The sequence below is a fragment of the Saccharopolyspora gloriosae genome (genome assembly GCF_014203325.1).
Lineage (GTDB): Bacteria > Actinomycetota > Actinomycetes > Mycobacteriales > Pseudonocardiaceae > Saccharopolyspora_C > Saccharopolyspora_C gloriosae.
The window spans coordinates 2,158,082-2,178,470 of sequence record NZ_JACHIV010000001.1 but is presented as its reverse complement, the minus strand read 5'-3'; the positions used below and the strand labels follow the sequence as shown (position 1 = coordinate 2,178,470).

Here is a 20,389-nt window from a genome sequence, read left to right as displayed (position 1 = left end):
CGACGCCCCCGCGCGAACGTGGCCGGACACCAGGACCGGCCCCACTCTGCACGTCCGCGCCCCGCGGACGACCGACGACCCGCCCGCACCCGCGGGCGCACCGCGACCGGGAGGACGCATGCCGCTGATCGGCGCGATCGCCGACGACTTCACCGGGGCGACCGACCTCGCGACGATGCTGGTCTCCCGCGGCTTCCGCACCGCCGTGGTGATCGGCACGGCCGCCCCCGCCGAGCCGCTCGACGAGCTGGACGCGGTGGTGGTGGCGCTGAAGTCGCGCACCGCCCCCGTCGACGACGCCGTGCGCGACTCCCTCGCCGCGCTGCGCGCCTTGCGGACGGCCGGGTGCGAGCGGATCTACGTGAAGTACTGCTCCACGTTCGACTCCACGCCCACCGGCAACATCGGCCCGGTGGTCGACGCCGTGCTCGACGAACTCGGCGCCGACCGCGCCGTCGTGGTGCCCTCGTTCCCGGCCACCGGCCGCACCGTGCACCGCGGGCACCTGTTCGTCGGCGACCAGCCGCTGGCGGAGAGCCCGATGCGCGACCACCCGCTGACCCCGATGCGGGACTCGAACCTGCTGCGGCTGCTCGCCCCGCAGACCCGCCGCCCGGTGCGGCTGATCGGCCACGACGTGGTGCGGGCCGGAGCCGACGCGGTGCGCGACGAGCTCGCCGGAACGGGATCGGCGCTGGTGGTCGTCGACGCCGCCACCGACGCGGACCTGAAGACGATCGCCGCGGCCACCGCCGAGGACCCGGTGCTCACCGGCGGCGCGGGGCTCGCGCTCGGCCTCACCGGCCCGCACCCGGACAGCGCCCGCGCGAGCTCGGCAGGCGCGGGCCCCGCGGTGGTGCTCGCCGGTAGTGCCTCGGCGGCGACCCGGAACCAGGTGACGCACGCGAAATCCGCGCTGCCCCACCGCAAGCTCGACATCGCCGCGCTGCGCGCGGACTTCGACGCCGCCGTCGCCGACCTGGTCGAGTTCGCCCGCGCCCGGTGGGCGGCGGACCCCGACCTGCCGCCGCTGATCTACGCGGTCGGCGTGGGCGACGAACTGGAAGCGGCGACGCCGGAGGGCGCGACCCCGGCGGGGGAACTGCTGGAGCGGGCGCTGGCGCGGTGCGCGAGCGAGCTGGTCGCGCCCGGCGCGCGGCGGCTGCTCGTCGCGGGCGGCGAGACCTCCGGCGCGGTGGTGCTGGCGCTGGGCGCGACGGCGCTGCACGTCGGCGCCCAGATCGCCCCGGGCGTGCCCTGGTGCCGCATGGAGTCCCACGTGGACGGACAGGATCGCCCGGTGGACGTGGCGTTGAAATCGGGGAACTTCGGAGGGATCGACATCTTCACCACGGCTTGGGACGCGCTGTCATGAGCAGGACGCGGAAAGAACTCGTCGCCGCAGGGGCCAGGCTCGCCGCCCTCGGCCTGAGCCCCGGCTCGTCCGGCAACCTCAGCGTGCGCGTCGGCGACCGGATGCTGCTCACCCCGACCGGTGCGGACCTCGCCGAACTCGACCCCGAGGCGCTCTCCGAGCTGTCGCTGCACGGCGAACACCTCGCGGGCCCCCGGCCGTCGAAGGAGTTCCCGCTGCACGGCGCGTTCTACCGCCGCGATCCGGGTACGGGCGCGGTCGTGCACCTGCACTCCCGCAACGCGGCCGGGGTCGCGTGCCTGGCGCCGTGGTCGCCGCGCAGCGCGATCCCGCCGCTGACCCCGTACTTCGTGATGCGCGTCGGCCAGTCCCCGCTGATCCCCTACGCCGCGCCCGGTGATCCGGCGCAGGCCGACGTGCTGGAAGCGCTCGACTTCGACTTCCGCGCGGCACTGCTGCAGAACCACGGGCCGATCACCTCGGGCGCGACGCTCGCGGCGGCGGTGGACGCGGCGGTGGAGATCGAGGAGGTCTCGGCGCTGCTGCTGCGCCTGGGCTCGCACCGGCCGCGCCTGCTGGAGCCGGAGCAGATCCGCGAGCTCACGGCGAAGTACGGCACCACCTGGGACGGCTGACGACGCCGGGCTGCCCGCCTCGACGAGCAGGCACGGCCGTCACGTGCCCGGGGTGATTTCGACGCCACCGCACCAGATCCGGCGCAGCGCACGGGTCGCGCGGACGTCGGCCGGCGGGTCCCCGTGCCCCGTTGTACCGGCGCTGGAGCACCCCGGCCGGACTGGTGCTGGACGCGCTGACCGACCCGGCCACCGGCTTCGCCGTCGCCCCGGCGCCGGAGGCCGGTTCGCTGCGCGGCGACCCGGTGGCGGTGCTGACCGGTTTCGCCCGTGCGCTCGACGAGGTCCTGCTCCCGGGGCTCGCGCCGCGGGCCAGAACGGACCGAGGCCCCCGGCGTGAACCGGGGGCCTCGGATCCCTTCCGCGGCAACGGAGTCAGACCGTCCTGTTCGGACTCACTCGCCGGGTGCGCCGAAGGACGGCGGGGCGTCCTCCGGTGCGCTGCCCCACTCGGTGTTCGGCTCGGCGCCGAGGGCGTAGTCGAGCGTGCCGCCCTCGTTGACGAACTCCTCCGACAGCCACGCCTTCCCGCTCGGGGCGCCGTTGACCGCCAAGCCCTGCACGTACTCGGTGTCCCGCGAGGCTTCCGGAGCGTTGACCTCGATCGTCCTCCCGTCGCCCCGGTCGATGCTGATCGACGAGAACAGCGGGCTCGCCAGCACGAGCTCGGCCCGGCCCGGCGCCTCCGGGTACATGCCCAGCGACGCCCACACCGCCCAGGACGACATCTGTCCGAGGTCGTCGTTGCCGACGAGCCCGTTGGGCTCCGCGCTGAACAGGTCGGTCAGCGCGCGCCGCACCACGTCCTGCGTCTTGTGCGGCTGCCCGGCGTAGGCGTACGCCCAGGGGGTGTTCGCCGACGGCTCGTTGCCGAGGTAGGCGTTGGCCTTGTCCGGCCCGCCGTTGAGCTCCGCGAAGAACTCGTCGAGCCGCCCGGTGACCGCCTCGTCGCCGCCCATCCGGTCGAACAGCTCCCGGTGGTTGAACGGCACCATCCAGGTGTACTGCGCGGCGTTGCCTTCGACGTAGCCGTCCTGCTGGGCCAGGTCGAACTCGGGCCAGGAGCCGTCGGCCGCGCGGGGCTGGATCCAGCCGCTGTCCGGGTTGAGCAGGTTCTGCCAGTTCTGCGCGCGGGCCTGGAACTCGTCGTGCGTCGCGCCCTGGCCGATGCGCTGGGCGAACTGGGCCACCGCGAAGTCCGCGGCGGTGTACTCCAGGGTCGTCGACACCGATCCCCACGATTCCTCGTCGTCGGCGGCGATGTAGCCGAGCGACCCGTACTGGTCGTGCGCGGGCCGTTCGTCGGAGTTCGACGCGCCCGCCACCATCCGCTCCAACGCCTGGCCGGTGTCGAAGTCGGTGGCGCCGAAGGCGTGCGCGCTCGCGATCATGATCGGCAGCGGGTCGCCGGTCATCACGCCGGTGCCGCCGTTGGCGACCGTCCAGCGATCGAAGTACCCCCCCTGGGCGGACTGGTTCACCGCGGACTGGGCGATGTCGGAGGCGATGTCCGGCGCGATCAGCGACACCAGCTGCATCTGCGAGCGGTACACGTCCCAGCCGGAGTAGTTCGCGTACTGGGCGTGGCCCGGTTCGGCGCTGCGCACCTGCCCGTCGAAGCCGGTGTACTCGCCGTTGACGTCGCTGAAGACGTTCGGGTGCAGCAGCGAGTGGTAGAGCCCGGTGTAGAGGCGCCGCTTGTCCTGCTCCTCGCCGCCGCCGACGTCGATCCGGCCGAGCATGTCGTTCCAGGCCGCCCTGGTGCCGTCGCGAACTTCGCCGAAGCCGCGCTCGCCGAGTTCCTCGGTGGCGTTGGCCTTCGCTCCGTCGAGGCTGACGAAGGACATCCCGACGCGCGCGGTGACGGTGCGGTCGGCGCCGGGGTCGAAGGACACGAACGCCTGCGCGCCGTCGTCCCGCGGAGCAGGCCGACCGTCCTCCGCGGGGGCGGCACCCCTGGCCGATCCGGTGATCTCCTTGGTCGACGGGTCGACCTGGCCGTCGCGCACGACGCCGCTACCGGTGAAGTCCTTGTCGAACTCGGCGTGGAAGTAGATGCGGTACTTGTTGCTCCCGCCGCAGAATCCGCCGCCGTCGGTGTAGCCGCTGATGCTGTTGCCCTCGACGGTCAGCGATCCGGAGGCGTCGTTGAACGCCTTCGCGGCGTCGACCGACAGCGACGCGGTCTGCCCTTCCGGATAGGTGAACTTCGCGATGCCCGCCCGCTGGGTCGCGGTGAGCTCGGTGCGCAGGCCGTTGTCGAAGGTGACGTCGTAGGCGCCCGGTGACGCGGACTCGCTCTCGTGCGAGAACGCGTAGTCCTGCGCCGGGGCGTCGCCGAGCACCGGCAGGAACGGGATGTTGCCGAAGTCCCCGCAGCCCGCGCCGGAGAGGTGGGTGAGGCTGAAGCCGCGGATCCGGTCGTCGTCGTACTGGTAGCCGCCGTGCTGGTATTCGGCGGTGTCCGGGCTCCACTGCATCATCCCGAACGGCGCGACGGCGCCCGGGAAGGTGTTGCCCGCACCGCCGCCGTGACCGAAGTCGGGGCCGCCGACCTGGGTTCCGGTGAACGGGTTGACGTACTGCGCGGGATCTTCGACGTCGGGCGCGGCCGGGGCCGCGGCCACCGCCGGGACGGCCGCCGCGGGCAGGGCCAGCGCGGTGACCAGCCCGACCGTGGTGACCAGCACCGATCGGTATCGGCCGGATGTGCGTCTGCGCCTGGATGTGCGCATCGTGCTCCTCTCCCTGGTGACGGGACGACGGGTTGAGGCGAGGCGGCGGGAGCGTTCGGCGCGGAAATCGCGGAACCGGAATTCTCCGCCGGATCTCGGGTGTTCCACTGCCGACGACGGAAAGGCGTCGACGCCATTCCGGCAGGCGTGCTCACGACTCGTGAACGAGGCGAACTCGACGCCTTTTCCGCGGACCGCTCCCGCGAGGAGGCGGGAACGGGTTCAGCGGATTCCGTTCTCGCCGGAGCGGACGCGAACCCTGCTCCGGCCGCGGCAACGCCACGAGGAATCTCCGCCGGCAGCGGGAAGAAGAGCCCGAAACGCGCACAGATCCCCCATGACAACGTTGTCCAATGCGGTGATCACGACGGTACCGATCGAGCGCGGAGGCGGCAATGCCGATTCCCGCCGAATGGTCCGGACCAGCCGTTTCTCGCGGCTTTTCCATCCGTTCAGGGCAATCCCGGCGAGACGCTCACACATTTACCAGAAGAACCGGCGGCGGAATTCTTCACCGCGCGGCCGGGGACAATTCACCGGGCCCGGCCGCGCGACGCGGTCCAGCCCTGCGCGCCGTCCAGCAGGCTCGCCGCGAGTTCTTTGCCGAGCTCGATCGGGGCGGTGCTGCGGCTGAACTTCGAGCCCGCGACCGCGCCGTCGTAGAGCAACCGGACGCGTTCGGCCACGCCCTCGACGTCCGAGGCGCCGGTCTGCTCGACGAGGTCCACCAGCAGCGCGTGCAACCAGGCGCGGTGCCGGTCCACGGCGGCGCGGGCGGGATGTCCCGGGTCGGGGAACTCAGTGGCGGCGTTGAGGTACAGGCAGCCCCGGAACCGCCGGGCGACCGCCGCTCCGTGCGCCAGGTCGAACAGGGCGAGGATCTTGTCGCGCGGAGTGTCGAGGCCCGCGGTGGCCTTCTCCCACTTCCGGCGGTCGGCGTCGTCCTGGTCGTCGAGGTACGCCGCGACGAGCGCGTCCTTGGAACCGAACGCGTGGTACAGGCTGGCCCGCGCGACACCCGCCTCCGCGATCACCCGGTCGATCCCGACCGCCCGGATCCCCTCCCGCACGAACAGATCGCCTGCCGCCTCCAGCAGCCGCTGGGCGGGCGCGGTCCCGCCTGATCGCGTGGTGGCCATGGCCACACCGTAACACCAATAGACAGACCGATCCGTCTGGTCCTAGGGTGGGGCCATGCCACGTTCGGAGCTCGTGCGGCGACTGCAGGTGGACCTGCTTCGCGTCGCCAGCGCGGTCTGTCCTGCTCCCCTGGCCTGAATCTCCCCTTTTCCGCGGCAGTTCCGCGACGGCTGAGAGCCGTCCGCCGCCGCATGTCCCGAGCCAGTTCCGGAGGCTTCGCCATGTCCTTGTACCTGTACGAGATCGTGCCCACCGACAGCGCCCGCCCGGAGACGGAGAAGCTGCTCAGCGCCTTCGACGCCGCCGCCCGCACCGCAGGCGGCGAAGTGATCGAGTCCCAGGTGACCGGCTCGCTGGACCGGGTGTTCGTCGTGGTGGAGGCCGCCGACGACGCCGATCTCGGCAGCGCGCTGAACACCGAGCGCCTCCCCGAGGTCGCGGAGCTCTCCGGCCCGCACCTGGTCCGCCTGGTCGGCGCCGAGCTCGCCGACGTGAAGGCCGCCCGCCCGGAGGCCGGTTACCTCGTCGAGTGGGACTTCCCCGCCGACCTGGACATGGACACCTACCTGGCGAACAAGAAGGCCAAGGCGCCGAAGTACGCCGAGGTCCCCGAGGTCACGTTCCTGCGCACCTACGTGCGCGAGGACATGGCGAAGTGCCTGTGCTTCTACGACGCCCCCGACGAAGACGTCGTCCGCAAGGCCCGCGACGTCGTGAGCACCCCCATCGACCGCCTGCACACCCTGGATCGGGGCTGAACCATGACCTCCGCGCACACCGCCGCGCGCGTCGCGGCGCCCACCGGCTACCCGGAGCGCGCGGCCGTCGCGGAGTTCTTCACCGCGCAGGCCGGTGAGCTGGACCGGGGCGGCTGCGACGTCCGCCCCGGGCTGCGCTTCCTCGGCGAACTCGGGCTGCTCGGACTCGGCGCCCCGGACAACGCGGGCGACGAACTGGCGACCATGCTGCTGGTGGTCGAGGACGTCGCCGCGAGCTGCATGAGCTCCGGTTTCTCGTTGTGGGCGCAGCGCATGGTCGTCGAGTACCTCGCTCGCGGGGCCACCGGCCCGGAGCTGGACGGCGAGCTCGCGGCGCTGCGGGACGGTTCCCGGATCGGCGTCACCGCGATGGCCCCGGCGATGAAGCACGTCGCCGGGCTCGAACCCGTCCCGGTGATCGCCGAGCGCACCGCGGACGGCGTGCGGCTCGACGGTCCGATCCGCTGGGCGTCGAACCTCTTCGACGACGCGCTGGTCGTGGTGCCCGCCCGGTTCGCCGACGGCGGCGGGCTGATCGCGGTGCTGCGCATCGACGATCCCGGCGTGACCGTCCACGACGCGCCGGAGCTGCTGGCCCTGGGCGGCACGCGGTCGTCCTCGGCGACGCTCACGGGGGTCGAGGTGCCCGCCGAGCACGTGCTCAGCGAGGACCTCACCGGGTTCGTGCGCTCGGTGCGCCCGACGTTCCTGCTGGTGCAGAGCGCGTTCTGCGCCGGGCTCGCCGGAGCGTCCCGGCGGTGTTCGGCGGAACTGCTGGACGGTTTGAACGCCGAGTTCGGTGCGGACTTCGCCGAGCTCGCCACCGATCACGACTCGGTGCGCGCCCGGCTGTTCGACTTCGCCCGCGCGCCGCACCGCCCGTCCGCCGCGGACCTGCTGCGGCTGCGCCTGGACGCCGCGCGCGTCGCGGGCGCGGCGACCAGGCTGGAGTCCGCCGTCACCGGCGGTCGCGGCTACGTCGCGACGAGCGCGACGAGCCGCCGGCTGCGCGAAGCGGCCTTCCTCCCGATCCAGGCTCCGACGGAAGGGCAACTGCGGTGGGAACTTTCACGGTCCGCCTGACCGGAGCGGACAAGTCCTACGGCCACGGCCCGCGACGACGCAGCGTCCTCAGCGGACTCGAACTGGCGGTGCGGGACGGGGAGTTCCTGGTGATCCTCGGGCCAAGCGGCTGCGGCAAGTCCACCTTGCTGCGGGTGCTGGCCGGGCTGGAATCCCTCGACGGCGGCTCCGTGCAGTGGTCCGGCGGTGACGTCCGGCCGCCGATCGGCGCCGTGTTCCAGCAGCCGCACCTGATGCCGTGGCTGACCGTGCGGGACAACGTGCTGCTCGGCGGGCGCTACCGCGCCAACCGGGACCGCTTCGCCCCCGCCTGGGCCGACGAGCTCGTGTCCCGGCTCGGCCTGGCCGAGCTCGCGGACTCCTACCCGGACCAGCTCTCGGGCGGGCAGGCGCAGCGCGTCGCGGTGGCGCGGGCCGCGGCGATCGAACCGGCGTTGCTGCTGCTCGACGAGCCGTTCAGCGCGCTCGACCCGGCCGCGCGCGACGACCTGCGGCGCTGGGTGCGGTCGACCACCGACGACTTGGCGCTGACCTCGGTGCTGGTGACCCACGACGTGGACGAGGCGCTGCTGGTCGGCGACCGCATCGCGATGCTCGACGGCTCCGGCGGCGTGGCCCAGGAGTGGTCGAACGCGCCGGGCAGCATCGACGGAGCGCTGCGCGACGAGCTGCTGGCGCGGTACCCGGCGGGCCCGGTCACCGCGGGGGCGATCCGATGAGCTCGTCGTGGAGCCGTCGCTCGCTGCTGCTCGGCGCGGGCGCGCTCGGGGCGGCGGCCGGGATCGGCGCCACCGCGGACCTCGGTCTGCACGCAGCCCAGCACCGCGACGCCTCGTCGGCGGCCATGCGGATCGGCTACCTGCCGATCACCGACGCCGCGCCGCTGCTCGTCGCGCACGGCAGCGGACTGCTCGACGCCCACGGCACCGGGGCGCAACGTCCCGTGAAGTTCCGCAGCTGGGCCTCGCTGGCCGAAGCGTTCCTGACCCGCCAGGTCGACGTGGTGCACCTGCTGCTGCCGTTCGCGGTGCAGCTGCGCTACTCGATGGGTACCGCGTGCCGGGTGCTGGCGTGGAACCACACCAACGGCTCCGCGCTGACCGTGCACCGCTCCCTCGACCGGATCGAGCAGCTCGCCGGGCGCAAGGTCGCCATCCCGTTCTGGTGGTCCATCCACAACATCGTGCTGCAGCGGATGCTGCGCGCCGCCGGGCTCACCCCCGTCGTGCGCCGCCAGCCCTCGGTCTCGGACGGGACGGTGGAGCTGGTGGTGATGAGCCCGTCGGACATGGTTCCCGCGCTGGACAACGGTTCCGTCGGCGGCTTCATCGTCGCCGACCCGTTCAACGCGATCGCGGAGATCAAGGGCGTCGGGCGCATCCTGCGCTTCGTCGGCGACGTGTGGCGCGATCACGCCTGCTGCGTGGTGCTCGCCCACGAGGACTTCGTGCGCGCCGCCCCGGATCGGGTGCAGGGGTTGGTCGACGCGCTGGCGCTGTCGCAACTGGGGCTCGCGCGGGACCGGCAGGCCGGGGCGAAGGCGCTCACCGGCGGCAAGTACCTGCCGCAGCCGCTGAAGGCGGTGACGAAGGCGTTGAACTACCCGCCCACCGACTACGTCGAGCGCGGCGCGCTGCGCCACCCGGGCTGGGCCGGTCAGCGCATCGGGTTCCAGCCGTTCCCGTTCCCCGGTTTCACCGCCGAGCTCGTCGCGTCCATGCGGGACACGGTCGTCGACGGCGACACCGGGTTCCTCACCGGCCTCCGCCCCGAGGAGGTGCACGGGCAGCTCGTCGACGACCGGTTCGTGCGCAGCAGCCTGGACCGCTTCGGCGGTCCCGGCGCGTTCGGCCTGCCCGACTCCCTACTCCGCCGCGAAGAGGTGAACCCCGCATGACCGCGACCTCCCCGCGCGGAGCCGAGGAGACCGCCCCGCAGTCCTCGACCGACGGGCGGCTGCTGCACCGCGCCGGCCCGCCGCTGGTCGCGGTCCTGGTCGCCGTCGCGCTGTGGTGGCTGGTGACCGACGTGCTCACCGGCGACCGGTTGCTGTCCTCGTTCGCCCCGCAGCACGCGGTGCCCGCCGTGGGCGAGCTGCTGGCGCGGGGCGTGCTGCTGCCGGACGTGGCGGCGAGCCTGTGGCGGCTGCTGCTGGGCATGCTCATCGCCGCCGTCATCGGCATCCCGGTGGGGCTGCTGGTGGGGTCGCTGGACGTGGTGGAACGCGCCACCCGCCCGGTGTTCCAGTTCCTGCGGATGATCTCGCCGCTGTCCTGGGCGCCGATCGCGGTGGCCGTGTTCGGCATCGGCCACCGGCCGGTGACGTTCCTGGTCGCGGCGGCGGCCGTGTGGCCGATCGTGCTCAACACGGCGGCGGGCGTGCACGCCGTGTCCCCCGGCCACCTCCAGGTGGCGCGCTCGCTCGGCGCGAGCCGGTTCGAAGTGCTCACCAGCGTGGTGCTGCCGACCGCGCGCGGCCACGTGCTGACCGGGCTGCGGCTGGCGCTGGGCATCGCGTGGGTCGTGCTGGTGCCCGCGGAGATGCTGGGCGTGGATTCCGGGCTGGGCTACCAGATCCTGAACTCCCGCGATCAGCTCGCCTACGACCAGGTGATGGCGGTGATCCTGGTGATCGGCGTGCTCGGCTACGCCCTCGACGCCCTCGCCCGCACCGTCCTGCGCCCCCGGCGGGGCTGATCGCGGGGCGGCGTCTCCTGGAGGTCGCGCGCCGCCGTCGAGTCCGTCGCCGCCGCGCACGAGACGCCGTCGCGGGAGCGCACGCCCCATCCGATCCGGGCCGACTGCGCCCACCGGCCGGACCGCGCGCACGTCGAGCTGATCCGTTCCCCGGCCATCCGATGATCTTCGGTGTTCGCGCGGGCGCGGTGGCGTGGGACGATCTCGGAATGACCAGGTCTTCGTGGCGGGGCGCAGGATCGGGGCTGCTGCGGTGGTCGTACGTCGTCGTGGTGGTGCTGCTGCTCGGAGCGGGGCTCGGGCCGGCTCGGGTGGATTCGGGCGTGGTCCGCACGACGACCGTCGTCGACGGCGTGCCGGTCGACCTGGTGCGTCCCGCCGATCTGAGCGCCGGGAAGGCTCCGGCGGTGGTCGTGGCGCACGGGTACGCCGGGAGCCGTCGGCTGATGGCCGACTGGGGCACGACGCTGGCCCGGTCGGGATTCGTCGTCGCGCTGCCGGACTTCGCCGGGCACGGGGCGAACCGGACGCCGCTGCCCGACGGCGCCGCGCGGGAACCCCGGTTAGCGGCGGACCTGACGGCGACCGTGGGCCTGCTGCGCCGGACGCCGGAGGTCGATCCGGGCCGGATCGGACTCGCCGGGCATTCCATGGGAGCGGGGGCGGTGCACCGGTTCGCCGCGGAACATCCGGAGATCGCGGCGACGGTGGCGATCTCGCTGCCCGGCGCCGGCGCCCCGCCCCAGGACCCGGCGCTGCCGGAGGACCTGCTCCTGCTCACCGGACGGTACGAGTTCCCGGCGTTCCACCGGGCGTCCGAGGACGCGCGGCGGCACCCTTTTCCCGGCTCGCTCGGCGGAGATCCCGCGGTGGACAACGCTCGGCGGGCCCGCACCGTCGACGGCACCGAGCACATCACGATCCTCTTCGCGCCTCAGGCGCATGCGGAAGCCGCGAGTTGGCTGCGCGCGTCGCTGCACGCCACCACCGCACCGGTCGGGAACGCGGCCGGTGAACGGGTGCTCGCCGCCGCGCTGCTCTGGGGGGCTTTCGCGATCGGCTTCCTGCCCTTCGCGCGCATGCTCTTCCGCCCGGCGCCTTCGGATGGAGCGCGTGCGGCTGGGCCGACTCGGATCGCCGGTGCGGTCGCGGCCGGAACCGCCATCGCCGTCGCCGGTTCCGCGCTGGTCCCGGTCGGATGGTCGCCGCTGGCGGTCGGCGGCGAGATCGGCTGGTTCCTCGCGCTGTTCGGGCTCGGCAGCGGACTCGCGTTCACACTGGTCGCACCGGAACCTGTCCGATGTGGACGACCGCGCACGCCGTGGAGGTCGGCGGCGGTCACCTGCTACGCGGTGCTCGCGGTCGCCGTGCCCATCGGATTCGGCCTGGCCGAGCCGATCCCGCACGGTCCGCGCTGGTGGTGGGCACCGCTGGTCGTCGCCTGCTGCGGTGTCGCCTGCGCGGCGGCGGAGTTCCTGGTCCGCGGCCTGCACGGGTGGCGGCGGGACGGCGCGCGAGCGGCGGCGCTGGGCGCCGCGCTGCTCGGCATCGGGGCCGCGGCGATCGCGGGCGTCCTGCCGAGCTTCGTGCTGCTGATCGCGCCGCTGCTCGGGGCGTTGCTGCTCTGGCACCTCGCCTGGGCCGCGCTCCTCGCCAGGAGCAGCGCCCCGTGGTGGCTCCCCGCCGTCGTGGGCGGCGTGCTCCTCGGCTGGCCGCTGGCCGCGGTGAGCCCCCTCATGTGAGCGAACGGAGCGCGGAACCCGCCCTGCCGTCGCAGGCCCCGGTGCGGCCGATCGCCGCCCCGCGATCAGGGGCACGCGCCGCCGCGTACCGGCTCGACCAGTCATCTCGGACCGGGGCAGCACGGCAGCAGGTCGGTCCGCGCAAGAGGAACAGGGGCTCACCGCCCGCGAACCCCGGCCATGGACGCGACACGCCTCCGTCCCATCGGGACGGAGGCGTGTCACCTCAGGTGTTCGTCAGACGACGCCGAGGGCCAGCATCGCGTCGGCGACCTTGGTGAACCCGGCGATGTTGGCACCCGCGATGTAGTTGCCGGGGGTGTCGTACTCGTCGGCGGTCTGCAGACAGCGCTCGTGGATGCCGCGCATGATCTCTTCGAGGCGCTGCTCGGTGTGCTCGAACTTCCACGAGTCGCGGGAAGCGTTCTGCTGCATCTCCAGCGCGCTCGTGGCGACACCGCCCGCGTTCGCAGCCTTGCCCGGCGCGAACTTCACCCCGGCCTCGTTGAGGAACTTGATGCCCTCCGGCGTGGTGGGCATGTTCGCGCCCTCCGCGACGATCTTGCAGCCGTTGCGGACCAGTTCGGCGGCGTGGTCGGCGTCGAGCTCGTTCTGGGTGGCGCAAGGCAGCGCGATGTCGCACGGCACCTCCCAGGCCGTGCGCCCGGCCACGAACCGCACCTCGGAGCCGCGCGCCTTGGCGTACTCCTCGATCCGGTCGCGGCGCACCTCCTTGATCTCCTGCAGCAGCGCGACGTCGACGCCCTTCTCGTCCACGACGTAGCCGCTGGAGTCCGAACACGCCACGACGGTCCCGCCCAGCTGGTGGACCTTCTCGATGGCGAACTGCGCGACGTTGCCGGAACCGGAGACGACGACCTTCTTGCCCTCGAAGGAATCCCCGGATGTCTTCAGGATCTCGTCGACGAAGAACACCGTGCCGTAGCCGGTGGCCTCCGGGCGCACCTGGGAACCGCCCCAGGTCAGGCCCTTGCCGGTGAGCACACCGGACTCGTAGCGGTTGGTGATGCGCTTGTACTGGCCGAACAGGAAGCCGATCTCGCGCCCACCGACGCCGGTGTCGCCCGCGGGGACATCGGTGTACTCGCCGATGTGCCGGTACAGCTCGGTCATGAAGGACTGGCAGAAGCGCATGACCTCGCCATCGGATCGACCCTTCGGGTCGAAGTCCGAGCCGCCCTTGCCGCCGCCGATCGGCATCCCGGTCAGCGAGTTCTTGAAGATCTGCTCGAAACCGAGGAACTTGACGATGCCCAGGTAGACGCTGGGGTGGAACCGCAGGCCGCCCTTGTACGGCCCGAGGGCCGAGTTGAACTCGACGCGGAAGCCGCGGTTGATCTGCACCGAGCCCTTGTCGTCCACCCACGGCACCCGGAAGATGATCTGCCGCTCCGGCTCGCACAGCCGGCGGATGACCTCGGCGTCGACGTACTGCGGGTGCTTCGCGACGACGGGGCGGAGGCTGTCGAGGACTTCGAGCACCGCCTGGTGGAACTCGTCCTCACCGGGGTTGCGGTGCAGCACCTCGTCGTAGATGTCCTGCAGCTTCTCGTCGAGATTCGCCAAGGCTCGCTCCTATCTCGGCTGATCACCCGGCTCGGCGGTCAACATCGGCGTGAAACCTGGTGAGCCCTGCCCGCGACCAGCGTTGTTCCGGCGGCCCGCTACCGCCTCCGCGAGACCCTATCTCGGTCTCCGAGACCGCGAACGCCTTCTGAATCCGCCCCGAGCCCGTCTCGCGTCCCGTTCCACCCGGCCACGTGCCCCACTCCGGGAACGGGGGAAAAGGGGCGTGTGCGCGGGTTTCCGGCATGTTTCCGGCACGTTGCGGCGGAGTGGCACCGCGAGCGGGCCCGGCCGAGTTCGCCGCCGCGGAACCAGCGATGGTCTTTACCAGTGGTTTTGCTCACCCGTGGCCCTACTCACAGGAAAGATCACTCGTCGCGTCCGGCGCGGAACCCACCGCAGCGGGCTCCGCGCCGGACGGTCACGCCCCGATCGGCTCGCGCGGCGCGGGAGCACGGCGCCGCAGCGCGACGGCCGCGCCCAGCACCAGCAGGTTCACCGCCAGGCCCGTCAGGCCCGAGTTGACGCCGAACGGGCTCACGCCGAGCAGCGCCGCGCCCAGCACGACGCACTCCCCCGCGATCAACCCGGCCAGCACCGCCGACGACCGCACCGGGACCGGTTCGCGCAACGCCAGCAGGTTCGCCGGCGCCAGCTGGATCATGCCGCTGTAGGTCAGCAGGTACAGGTCGGCCATCAGGTCGGGCCGCCCCAGCGTCAACGCCAGCACCAGCACCGACACCACCGCCGCGGTGATCCGGCTCGCCCGCAGCCGCGCCTGCTCCGGCACTCCGCTGGGCACCAGGTTGCTCGACACCAGCGTCGCCACGCAGATCAAGCCGCCCGCCGCGGGCACCATCGCGCAGGCCGCGCCGCCGATGAGCACCACCGCCAGCAACCACGGCGGCAACGTCGCCTGCGCCAAGCTCAGCAGCGCGGCGTTCTCGTCCCCGGCCCGGGTCGTGGCGTCCGCGACGGCGTAGAAGCCCACCATGACGGGGATCGCGACGGCCATCGTGTACAGCGGCAGGAACACGTGGTTGGACGCCACCGCCTTCGAGGACCGGCCGGACAGCACCGCGGGCCAGCTCGACGGCAACGTCATGCACCCGAAACCGGCCGCGCTGACCAGGATGCTCGTCACGTACCAGGCCGTTCCGTAGGTGCCGGACGGCTGGATGACGAGCAGCTCCCGCGCGCCCTGGAACACGGCGGTGAACAGCCCGCCCTCCGGCTGCCGCGCCAGCAGCACCCCACCGGCGATGACGACGAGCGCGACCACCATCAGCACGTCCTTCAAGTAGGACGTCGCCGCCACCCCGTGCAGGCCCGACCACAGCACGAACAGCAGGATCAGCAGCATCGCCACCACGATGCTCACCGTTCCCGACGACTCGTCGCCGGTCATGAACGACACGATCGTGCCCAGCCCCACCAGCTGAACCTGGATGACGGGCATGAAGAACACGATCGCCAGCACCGCCGTCAACCCGCCCAGCAGCGGGCTGCCGAAGCGGTGGCGCAGGAAGTCCGAGTTCGTCCGGTAGCCGTGGCGCTTGCCCAGCCGCCACACCAGCGGGCCCACCAGGAACATCCCCACGTAGCCGAGCACCAGGTACGACGGCATGTACATCGCGGCGACCCCGCCGCCGAGCACCATCCCGGACATGCCGAGGAACGTGAAGGTCGTGAAGATCTCCCCGGCCTGCAGGAAGAACGTGGCCACGGCACCGAAGCGGCGCCCGCCGACGGTCCAGGCCGCCAGGTCGAACCCGCCGCCGCGCCTGCCGAGCAGGCCGACGACGGCGATCAGCACCAGGCCGATCAACGCGATCGCGATCATGCCCGGCCCTCCCGTCCCGCGGGGTCGGCGGCAGGATCCGGGACGTCGGCCTCGGCCGGGTCGTCGTCGCCGATCAGCCCGGCGCGTTCCTCGCGGCGCAGCACCCACGCCAGCAGCAGGCTGGTGAGCACGCACCACGCGCACACCCACACCACCACCGACGGCAGCCCGAACCACGGCGTCGCGGCGTTGACGAACGGGAAGAACGGCGTCCCGAGCAGCGCGACGACCGGTAACAGCAGCACCACGTGGAAGGGCCTCATCGACGACCTCGCCCTCGGTCGCGATCGACCCGACTCATCCCGGGCGACGGCCCGCTCCCACCCTGTCCGCTCACGTCAGCCTCCTAGGCAGGTGACCGTTCCCGCCCGCGATCGTCGCGGGTCGAGCGGACACCCTGCGCAGGACACGCTAAGAACCCCGGCCCCCGGAGGCAACGCCCTTCCACGGCCCGCACGAGTAACGCCGCACACGCCCGCCCCCGCGAAGCGAACGGACCGTCCGTCCAATCCCCTTGGACGAACGGTCCGCTCACCCACGAACCAACCGAGTCAACGGACCCTCCGACCAATCCCCTTGGACAAGCGGTCCGTTCGCTCGGGGTGGTGTCAGGTGAGCGGGGGCACGGGGGTGGCGAGGGTGCCGTCGGTCATGAAGCGGTCGAGGTTGTGGAAGGTGAGCTCGCCCATGGCCTGCCGGGTCTCGTGGGTGGCGCTGGCGATGTGCGGGAGCAGCAGGACGTTGTCCAGCTCCAGCAGCGGGGCGGGCACGTTCGGCTCGTCGGCGAAGACGTCCAGGGCGGCGCCCGCGATCCGGCCTTCGGCGAGCGCCGAGACCAGGGCCGGTTCGTCGACGACGCTGCCGCGGGCGATGTTGACGAGGTAGCCGCGCGGTCCGAGCGCGTCGAGCACGTCGGCGGAGACCAGGTTCCGCGTCCCGGCGCCGCCGGAGGTGGCGACCACCAGCACGTCGGCGCCGTCGGCCAACGCACGGGGCGAGTCGGCGTAGCGGTGGCGGACACCGTCGACGGGACGCCGCGAGTGGTAGCTGATCTCGGCGTCGAAGCCTTCCAACCGGCGGGCGATGGCCTGCCCGATGCGGCCGAGCCCGAGGATGCCGACGCGCTTGCCGCTGACCTTGGTGCGCAGTCCGAACCCGTTCGGCACCCACTCGCCCGCGCGCACGTAGCGGTCGGCCGCGGCGAGACCGCGCAGCACGTCGATGAGCCCGCCCACGGCGAGGTCGGCGACGCAGTCGGTGAGGACGTCGGGCGTGTTGCTCACGTCGATGCCGCGGGCGCGGGCGCGCGCCACGTCGGTGGTCTCGTAGCCGACTCCGAAGTGGACGATCGCGCCGAGCTTCGGCAGCGCGTCCATGAGTTCACGGCTCACCCCGACGCGCGCGCTGGTCACCGCGGCCACCACCTCGGAGCCGTGTTCGGCGAGGTAGCGGGCCGAGTCGGGCTGCTCGGCGAGGCGCACCACCTCGTAGTGGGCCGCGAGGGACTCCTCCAGCGACGGCAGCAGCGGGCAGACCTGCAGGACGGTGCCGTGCGGGGCGGACTGGGGCATGCGGAACTCCTCGTGCTGCCCGGCGCTCGTGGTGCTCGCGCTTCGCCGGGAGGTGGGCGGCTGCTGGCGAGCCTAGGTCGGCGGTGATGCCGGATCTAACACCGATCCGGCATCCGCCGATACCTTTTCTGACTTCGTCCGGTGGGTTCGATGCCTGGCGGCCGGAGGCGGCCCGGATCGACGCCCGGCCCGCCGATCACGCGGTCCCGCACCGCGCGGGGGCGTCGACGGACGGGCCTTGACCTCCACTGATACCGCTCGGCGAACGATCAGGAATGCAGGCAGCCAGGCAGGATCGCAGCACTCCGGAAACTCGCGCCGGCCGCTGCGGAAGCGGACCCGGAGCGGCGTCGCGGGTGTATTGACGGTCACGTTCGACACGCCTAAGTTCCGTCTACACATGCAGACCGATTGCACGTTTATAGACGGCTCGGCGTTCCAGCACCGGGTGAACGTGTCGCCGGGAGCGAACGACCAGAGGACCCCGGAGAGACGATGCTGTCTTCCGCACCTGCCGCGACCGGGCATCGCCCCGGCTCACCCGACCGCCCCCGGCGCGCGCCCCTCCGGAAGTTCCTGCGCCGCGCCGTCGTGCTCACCACCGCCGCGGCGACGCTGTCGGGGTGCGCGGTCGCCAACAGCGGCTCCACCGGCGACGCGGGTGCGGCCGACGGCGCCACGCTGCGCATCGTGCTCACCCAGGAACCGCCGACGCTCGAACCGTGCGAGTCCTCGCTGACCTCCACCGGAGTGGTGGTGCGCTCCAACATCAGCGAACCGCTGATCGAGCGCGACCCGACCTCCGGCGCGCTGCGGCCACTGCTGTCGACCGGCTGGCGTCAGAGCTCCCCAACCACGTGGACGTTCACCACCCGCCCCGGAGTGCGGTTCCACGACGGGCGCCCGTTCACCGCGGAGGACGCCGCGTTCTCCATCGACCGCGCCGTGAACTCCGACCTGGCGTGCAATGTGGACGGTTACGTCTTCGAGGGCCGCGACCTCGGCGCGCGGGCCGACGACGCGAACACCCTCACCGTCACCACGGCCGAACCGGACCCGATCCTGCCGCTGCGGCTGAGCTTCGTAAAGATCGTGCCGCGCGGCACCAGCACCGCGGCGAAGGTGCGCGAGCCCGTCGGCACCGGCCCCTACTCGATCGCCGACTGGCAGACCGGCGTGTCCATCTCGTTGCGCCGCAACGACGACTACTGGGGCCCGCGGCCCGCGTTCCCCGCCGCGCGCTACGTGTGGCGCGGCGAGTCGAGCGTGCGCGCCGCGATGATCACGAAGGGCGAGGCCGACATCGCCGCCGGACTCGACCCGGAGGACGCCGACGCGGACCACTCCGTCGCGTACCCGAACAACGAGACCACCGCGCTGCGCCTCGACGGCCGGGAGGCACCGCTCGACGACATCCGGGTGCGCACCGCGATCGGGCTCGCCATCGACCGGCGGGGGATCACCGACGCGCTGCTCGACGGCCTCGCCGAGCCCGCCGCGCAACTGGTGCCCGAAGGCGTCGTCGGCTTCAACCCGGCGATGACCGCGCCACCGCCCGACCCGGAGGCCGCGCGGCGCCTGGTCGCCGAGGCCGCCGCCGACGGCGTGCCGGTGGACCGACCGATCACGCTCATCGCCCGCAACGCCCAGTTCCCCCGGGTCTCCGAAACGGCCGAAGCGCTGCAGTACCAGCTCAACCAGGTCGGCCTGCGGGTGCGGATCCAGCTGGCCGACACCGCCGAGCACCTCCAGTACCAGCTGCGCCCGATGCCGGTGGACGCCGGACCGGTGGCGCTGCTGATCATGCACGGCAACCAGGCCGGGGACGCCGCGTTCACCACCAGCCAGTACCTGATCAGCGACGGGCCGCAGTCCAACTTCGGCACGCCCGAGCTCGACGAGCGCATCGCCCGCGCCGACGGGCTCTCCGGCCGAGCCCGGCAGGACGCGTTCGCCGCGATCTTCGCCGCCGAGCGGGAGACGGTGGCGCAGTACGCCTACCTCGCGCACATGCGCGGACTGCTGGGCATCGCGAAGTCCGTGCGCTACGAACCGAACTCCGCCACCGGTGACGAACTGCGGCTCGCCGCCGTCACCCCCGCCGACGGGCAGGTCCGCTGATATGACGACCTTCCTGCGCAAGCGCATCGTCTCCAGCGCGATCCCGCTGGTCGTGGTGGTGCTGGGCGTGTTCTGCCTGGCCCGGCTCACCGGCAGTCCGGTGAACCTGTACCTGCCGCTGAGCGCGACCGCCGAGCAGCGCGCCGAGTTCGCCGCCGAGCACGGCTTCGACCAGCCGGTCCTGGTGCAGCTGTGGGACTACGTGCTCGGAGCGCTACGGCTGGACTTCGGCGAGTCGCTGCGCACCGGGCAGGGCGCCGGCGAGATGGTGCTCGCCGCGTTCCCCGCGACCTTGCAGCTCGCGGCCGTCACGATGCTCATCGCGATCGCGGGGGCGGTGCTGATCGGCAGCCTCGCCGCGTACCGGCCGAACTCGCCCGCCGACCGGACCGCGAGCTTCCTGTCGATGACCGCCGCCAGCATCCCGGACTTCTGGTTCGCGATCATGGGCGTGCTCGTGTTCGGGGTGAGCCTGGCGCTGCTGCCGACCTCCGGCGTCGACGGTGGCGCCGAGGTGTGGGTGCTGCCCATCGCGACGCTGCTGATCCGGCCGTTCGGCGTGCTGGTGCAGGTGGTGCGCGGGGCGATGGTGGCGGCGCTGTCCGCGCCCTACGTGAAGCTGGCGCGCAGCAAGGGAGCCGGCGAGCGGCGCGTCGTGTTCGGACACGCGCTGCGCAACGCGACGGTGCCCGCGCTGACCGTGGCGGGCGACCTGACGATCGGCCTCGTCAATGGCGCCGTCGTGGTGGAGACGATCTTCGGCTGGCCGGGCATCGGCAAGCTGATGATCGACTCGATCCTGCAGCGCGACTTCGCGGTGCTGCAGGCGGCCGTGCTGCTGACCGCCGTGACGATCTTCGCCCTGAACATCCTCATCGACGTCTGCTACGCGCTGCTCGACCCGCGCGTGCGCCAGACCGCACCGGCGTGAGGAGTTCCGCAATGACCTGCACGAGTGCCCGGGAAGCAGAACTCCCCCGCCGCAGGATCGGCTTCACCTGCGGCCCCGCCGTCCGCACGGGGAAGCCGCCGAGGCCCCGCCGGTGCTCCGGCCGCGTGCGCGGCCACCGCTCGGCGTCCCCGCCACCGGCGGGACCACGAG

Annotated in this window: 17 protein-coding genes; 11 read left to right on the top strand and 6 right to left on the bottom strand. The window is 72.6% G+C overall.

The genetic code is table 11. The annotated features are described in order from the left end of the window. Positions 1–118: 118 nt before the first annotated feature. Both otnK and BJ969_RS09865 read left to right on the top strand, forming a co-directional pair. A complete protein-coding gene (gene otnK, locus BJ969_RS09870; protein ID WP_184478645.1) occupies positions 119–1,375 on the top strand; it encodes a 3-oxo-tetronate kinase in 1,257 nt (418 codons plus the stop codon). Continuing rightward, positions 1,372–2,010, top strand: a complete 639-nt coding sequence (locus BJ969_RS09865; RefSeq protein WP_184478644.1) for a class II aldolase/adducin family protein — start codon at positions 1,372–1,374, stop codon at positions 2,008–2,010. Before otnK ends, BJ969_RS09865 begins: the two co-directional genes overlap by 4 nt. 395 nt (positions 2,011–2,405) lie before the next feature. Here BJ969_RS09865 and BJ969_RS09860 read toward each other — a convergent pair whose 3' ends face one another. Beyond that, positions 2,406–4,745 (bottom strand): GH92 family glycosyl hydrolase, encoded by a 2,340-nt coding sequence (locus BJ969_RS09860; RefSeq protein ID WP_184478643.1) that lies wholly within the window; start codon positions 4,743–4,745, stop codon positions 2,406–2,408. Positions 4,746–5,278: 533 nt separating this feature from the next. Next, positions 5,279–5,884, bottom strand: coding sequence for a TetR/AcrR family transcriptional regulator (locus tag BJ969_RS09855; protein ID WP_184478642.1), 606 nt, complete (start codon positions 5,882–5,884; stop codon positions 5,279–5,281). A gap of 55 nt (positions 5,885–5,939) precedes the next feature. Here BJ969_RS09855 and BJ969_RS30970 point away from each other — a divergent pair, with 55 nt between their 5' ends. The 7 genes from BJ969_RS30970 to BJ969_RS09825 all read left to right on the top strand — a co-directional run bounded on the left by BJ969_RS30970 (position 5,940) and on the right by BJ969_RS09825 (position 12,165). Further along, positions 5,940–6,023, top strand: coding sequence for a putative leader peptide (locus BJ969_RS30970; RefSeq protein ID WP_416309450.1), 84 nt, complete (start codon positions 5,940–5,942; stop codon positions 6,021–6,023). Positions 6,024–6,106: 83 nt separating this feature from the next. Continuing rightward, positions 6,107–6,643 carry a DUF4242 domain-containing protein gene (locus BJ969_RS09850; protein ID WP_184478641.1) on the top strand — a complete coding sequence of 179 codons (537 nt, stop codon included), beginning with the start codon at positions 6,107–6,109 and terminating at the stop codon, positions 6,641–6,643. A 3-nt stretch (positions 6,644–6,646) separates the two neighbouring features. Then, positions 6,647–7,726, top strand: coding sequence for an acyl-CoA dehydrogenase family protein (locus BJ969_RS09845; RefSeq protein ID WP_184478640.1), 1,080 nt, complete (start codon positions 6,647–6,649; stop codon positions 7,724–7,726). Continuing rightward, the gene (locus BJ969_RS09840) at positions 7,702–8,445 is read left to right on the top strand and encodes an ATP-binding cassette domain-containing protein (RefSeq protein ID WP_184478639.1); all 744 of its coding nucleotides are present in this window, start codon (positions 7,702–7,704) and stop codon (positions 8,443–8,445) included. Before BJ969_RS09845 ends, BJ969_RS09840 begins: the two co-directional genes overlap by 25 nt. Then, on the top strand, positions 8,442–9,623 hold the full coding sequence (locus BJ969_RS09835) for an ABC transporter substrate-binding protein (protein ID WP_184478638.1): 1,182 nt from the start codon (positions 8,442–8,444) through the stop codon (positions 9,621–9,623). The genes BJ969_RS09840 and BJ969_RS09835 overlap by 4 nt, the downstream gene beginning before the upstream one ends. Continuing rightward, complete coding sequence (locus BJ969_RS09830) at positions 9,620–10,423, top strand: ABC transporter permease (protein WP_184478637.1); 804 nt, start codon at positions 9,620–9,622, stop codon at positions 10,421–10,423. Before BJ969_RS09835 ends, BJ969_RS09830 begins: the two co-directional genes overlap by 4 nt. A 209-nt stretch (positions 10,424–10,632) precedes the next feature. Then, entirely contained in the window at positions 10,633–12,165 is a 1,533-nt protein-coding gene (locus tag BJ969_RS09825) for an alpha/beta hydrolase (protein WP_184478636.1), read from the top strand. Between the two features lie 237 nt (positions 12,166–12,402). On the opposite strand, the gene gdhA is transcribed toward BJ969_RS09825, so the two are convergent. From gdhA to BJ969_RS09805, 4 genes are all read right to left on the bottom strand, one after another. Then, positions 12,403–13,752, bottom strand: coding sequence for an NADP-specific glutamate dehydrogenase (gene gdhA / locus BJ969_RS09820; RefSeq protein ID WP_184478635.1), 1,350 nt, complete (start codon positions 13,750–13,752; stop codon positions 12,403–12,405). Between the two features lie 421 nt (positions 13,753–14,173). Continuing rightward, entirely contained in the window at positions 14,174–15,595 is a 1,422-nt protein-coding gene (locus BJ969_RS09815; RefSeq protein ID WP_184478634.1) for a sodium:solute symporter family protein, read from the bottom strand. After that, positions 15,592–15,858, bottom strand: coding sequence for a hypothetical protein (locus tag BJ969_RS09810; RefSeq protein ID WP_184478633.1), 267 nt, complete (start codon positions 15,856–15,858; stop codon positions 15,592–15,594). The genes BJ969_RS09815 and BJ969_RS09810 overlap by 4 nt, the downstream gene beginning before the upstream one ends. Before the next feature lie 345 nt (positions 15,859–16,203). Next, positions 16,204–17,166, bottom strand: a complete 963-nt coding sequence (locus tag BJ969_RS09805; RefSeq protein ID WP_184478632.1) for a 2-hydroxyacid dehydrogenase — start codon at positions 17,164–17,166, stop codon at positions 16,204–16,206. A gap of 495 nt (positions 17,167–17,661) precedes the next feature. Here BJ969_RS09805 and BJ969_RS09800 point away from each other — a divergent pair, with 495 nt between their 5' ends. Together BJ969_RS09800 and BJ969_RS09795 are read left to right on the top strand one after the other, a co-directional pair. Then, a complete protein-coding gene (locus BJ969_RS09800; protein ID WP_184478631.1) occupies positions 17,662–19,287 on the top strand; it encodes an ABC transporter substrate-binding protein in 1,626 nt (541 codons plus the stop codon). Between the two features lies 1 nt (position 19,288). After that, a complete protein-coding gene (locus BJ969_RS09795) occupies positions 19,289–20,218 on the top strand; it encodes an ABC transporter permease (protein ID WP_184478630.1) in 930 nt (309 codons plus the stop codon). Positions 20,219–20,389: the final 171 nt, after the last annotated feature.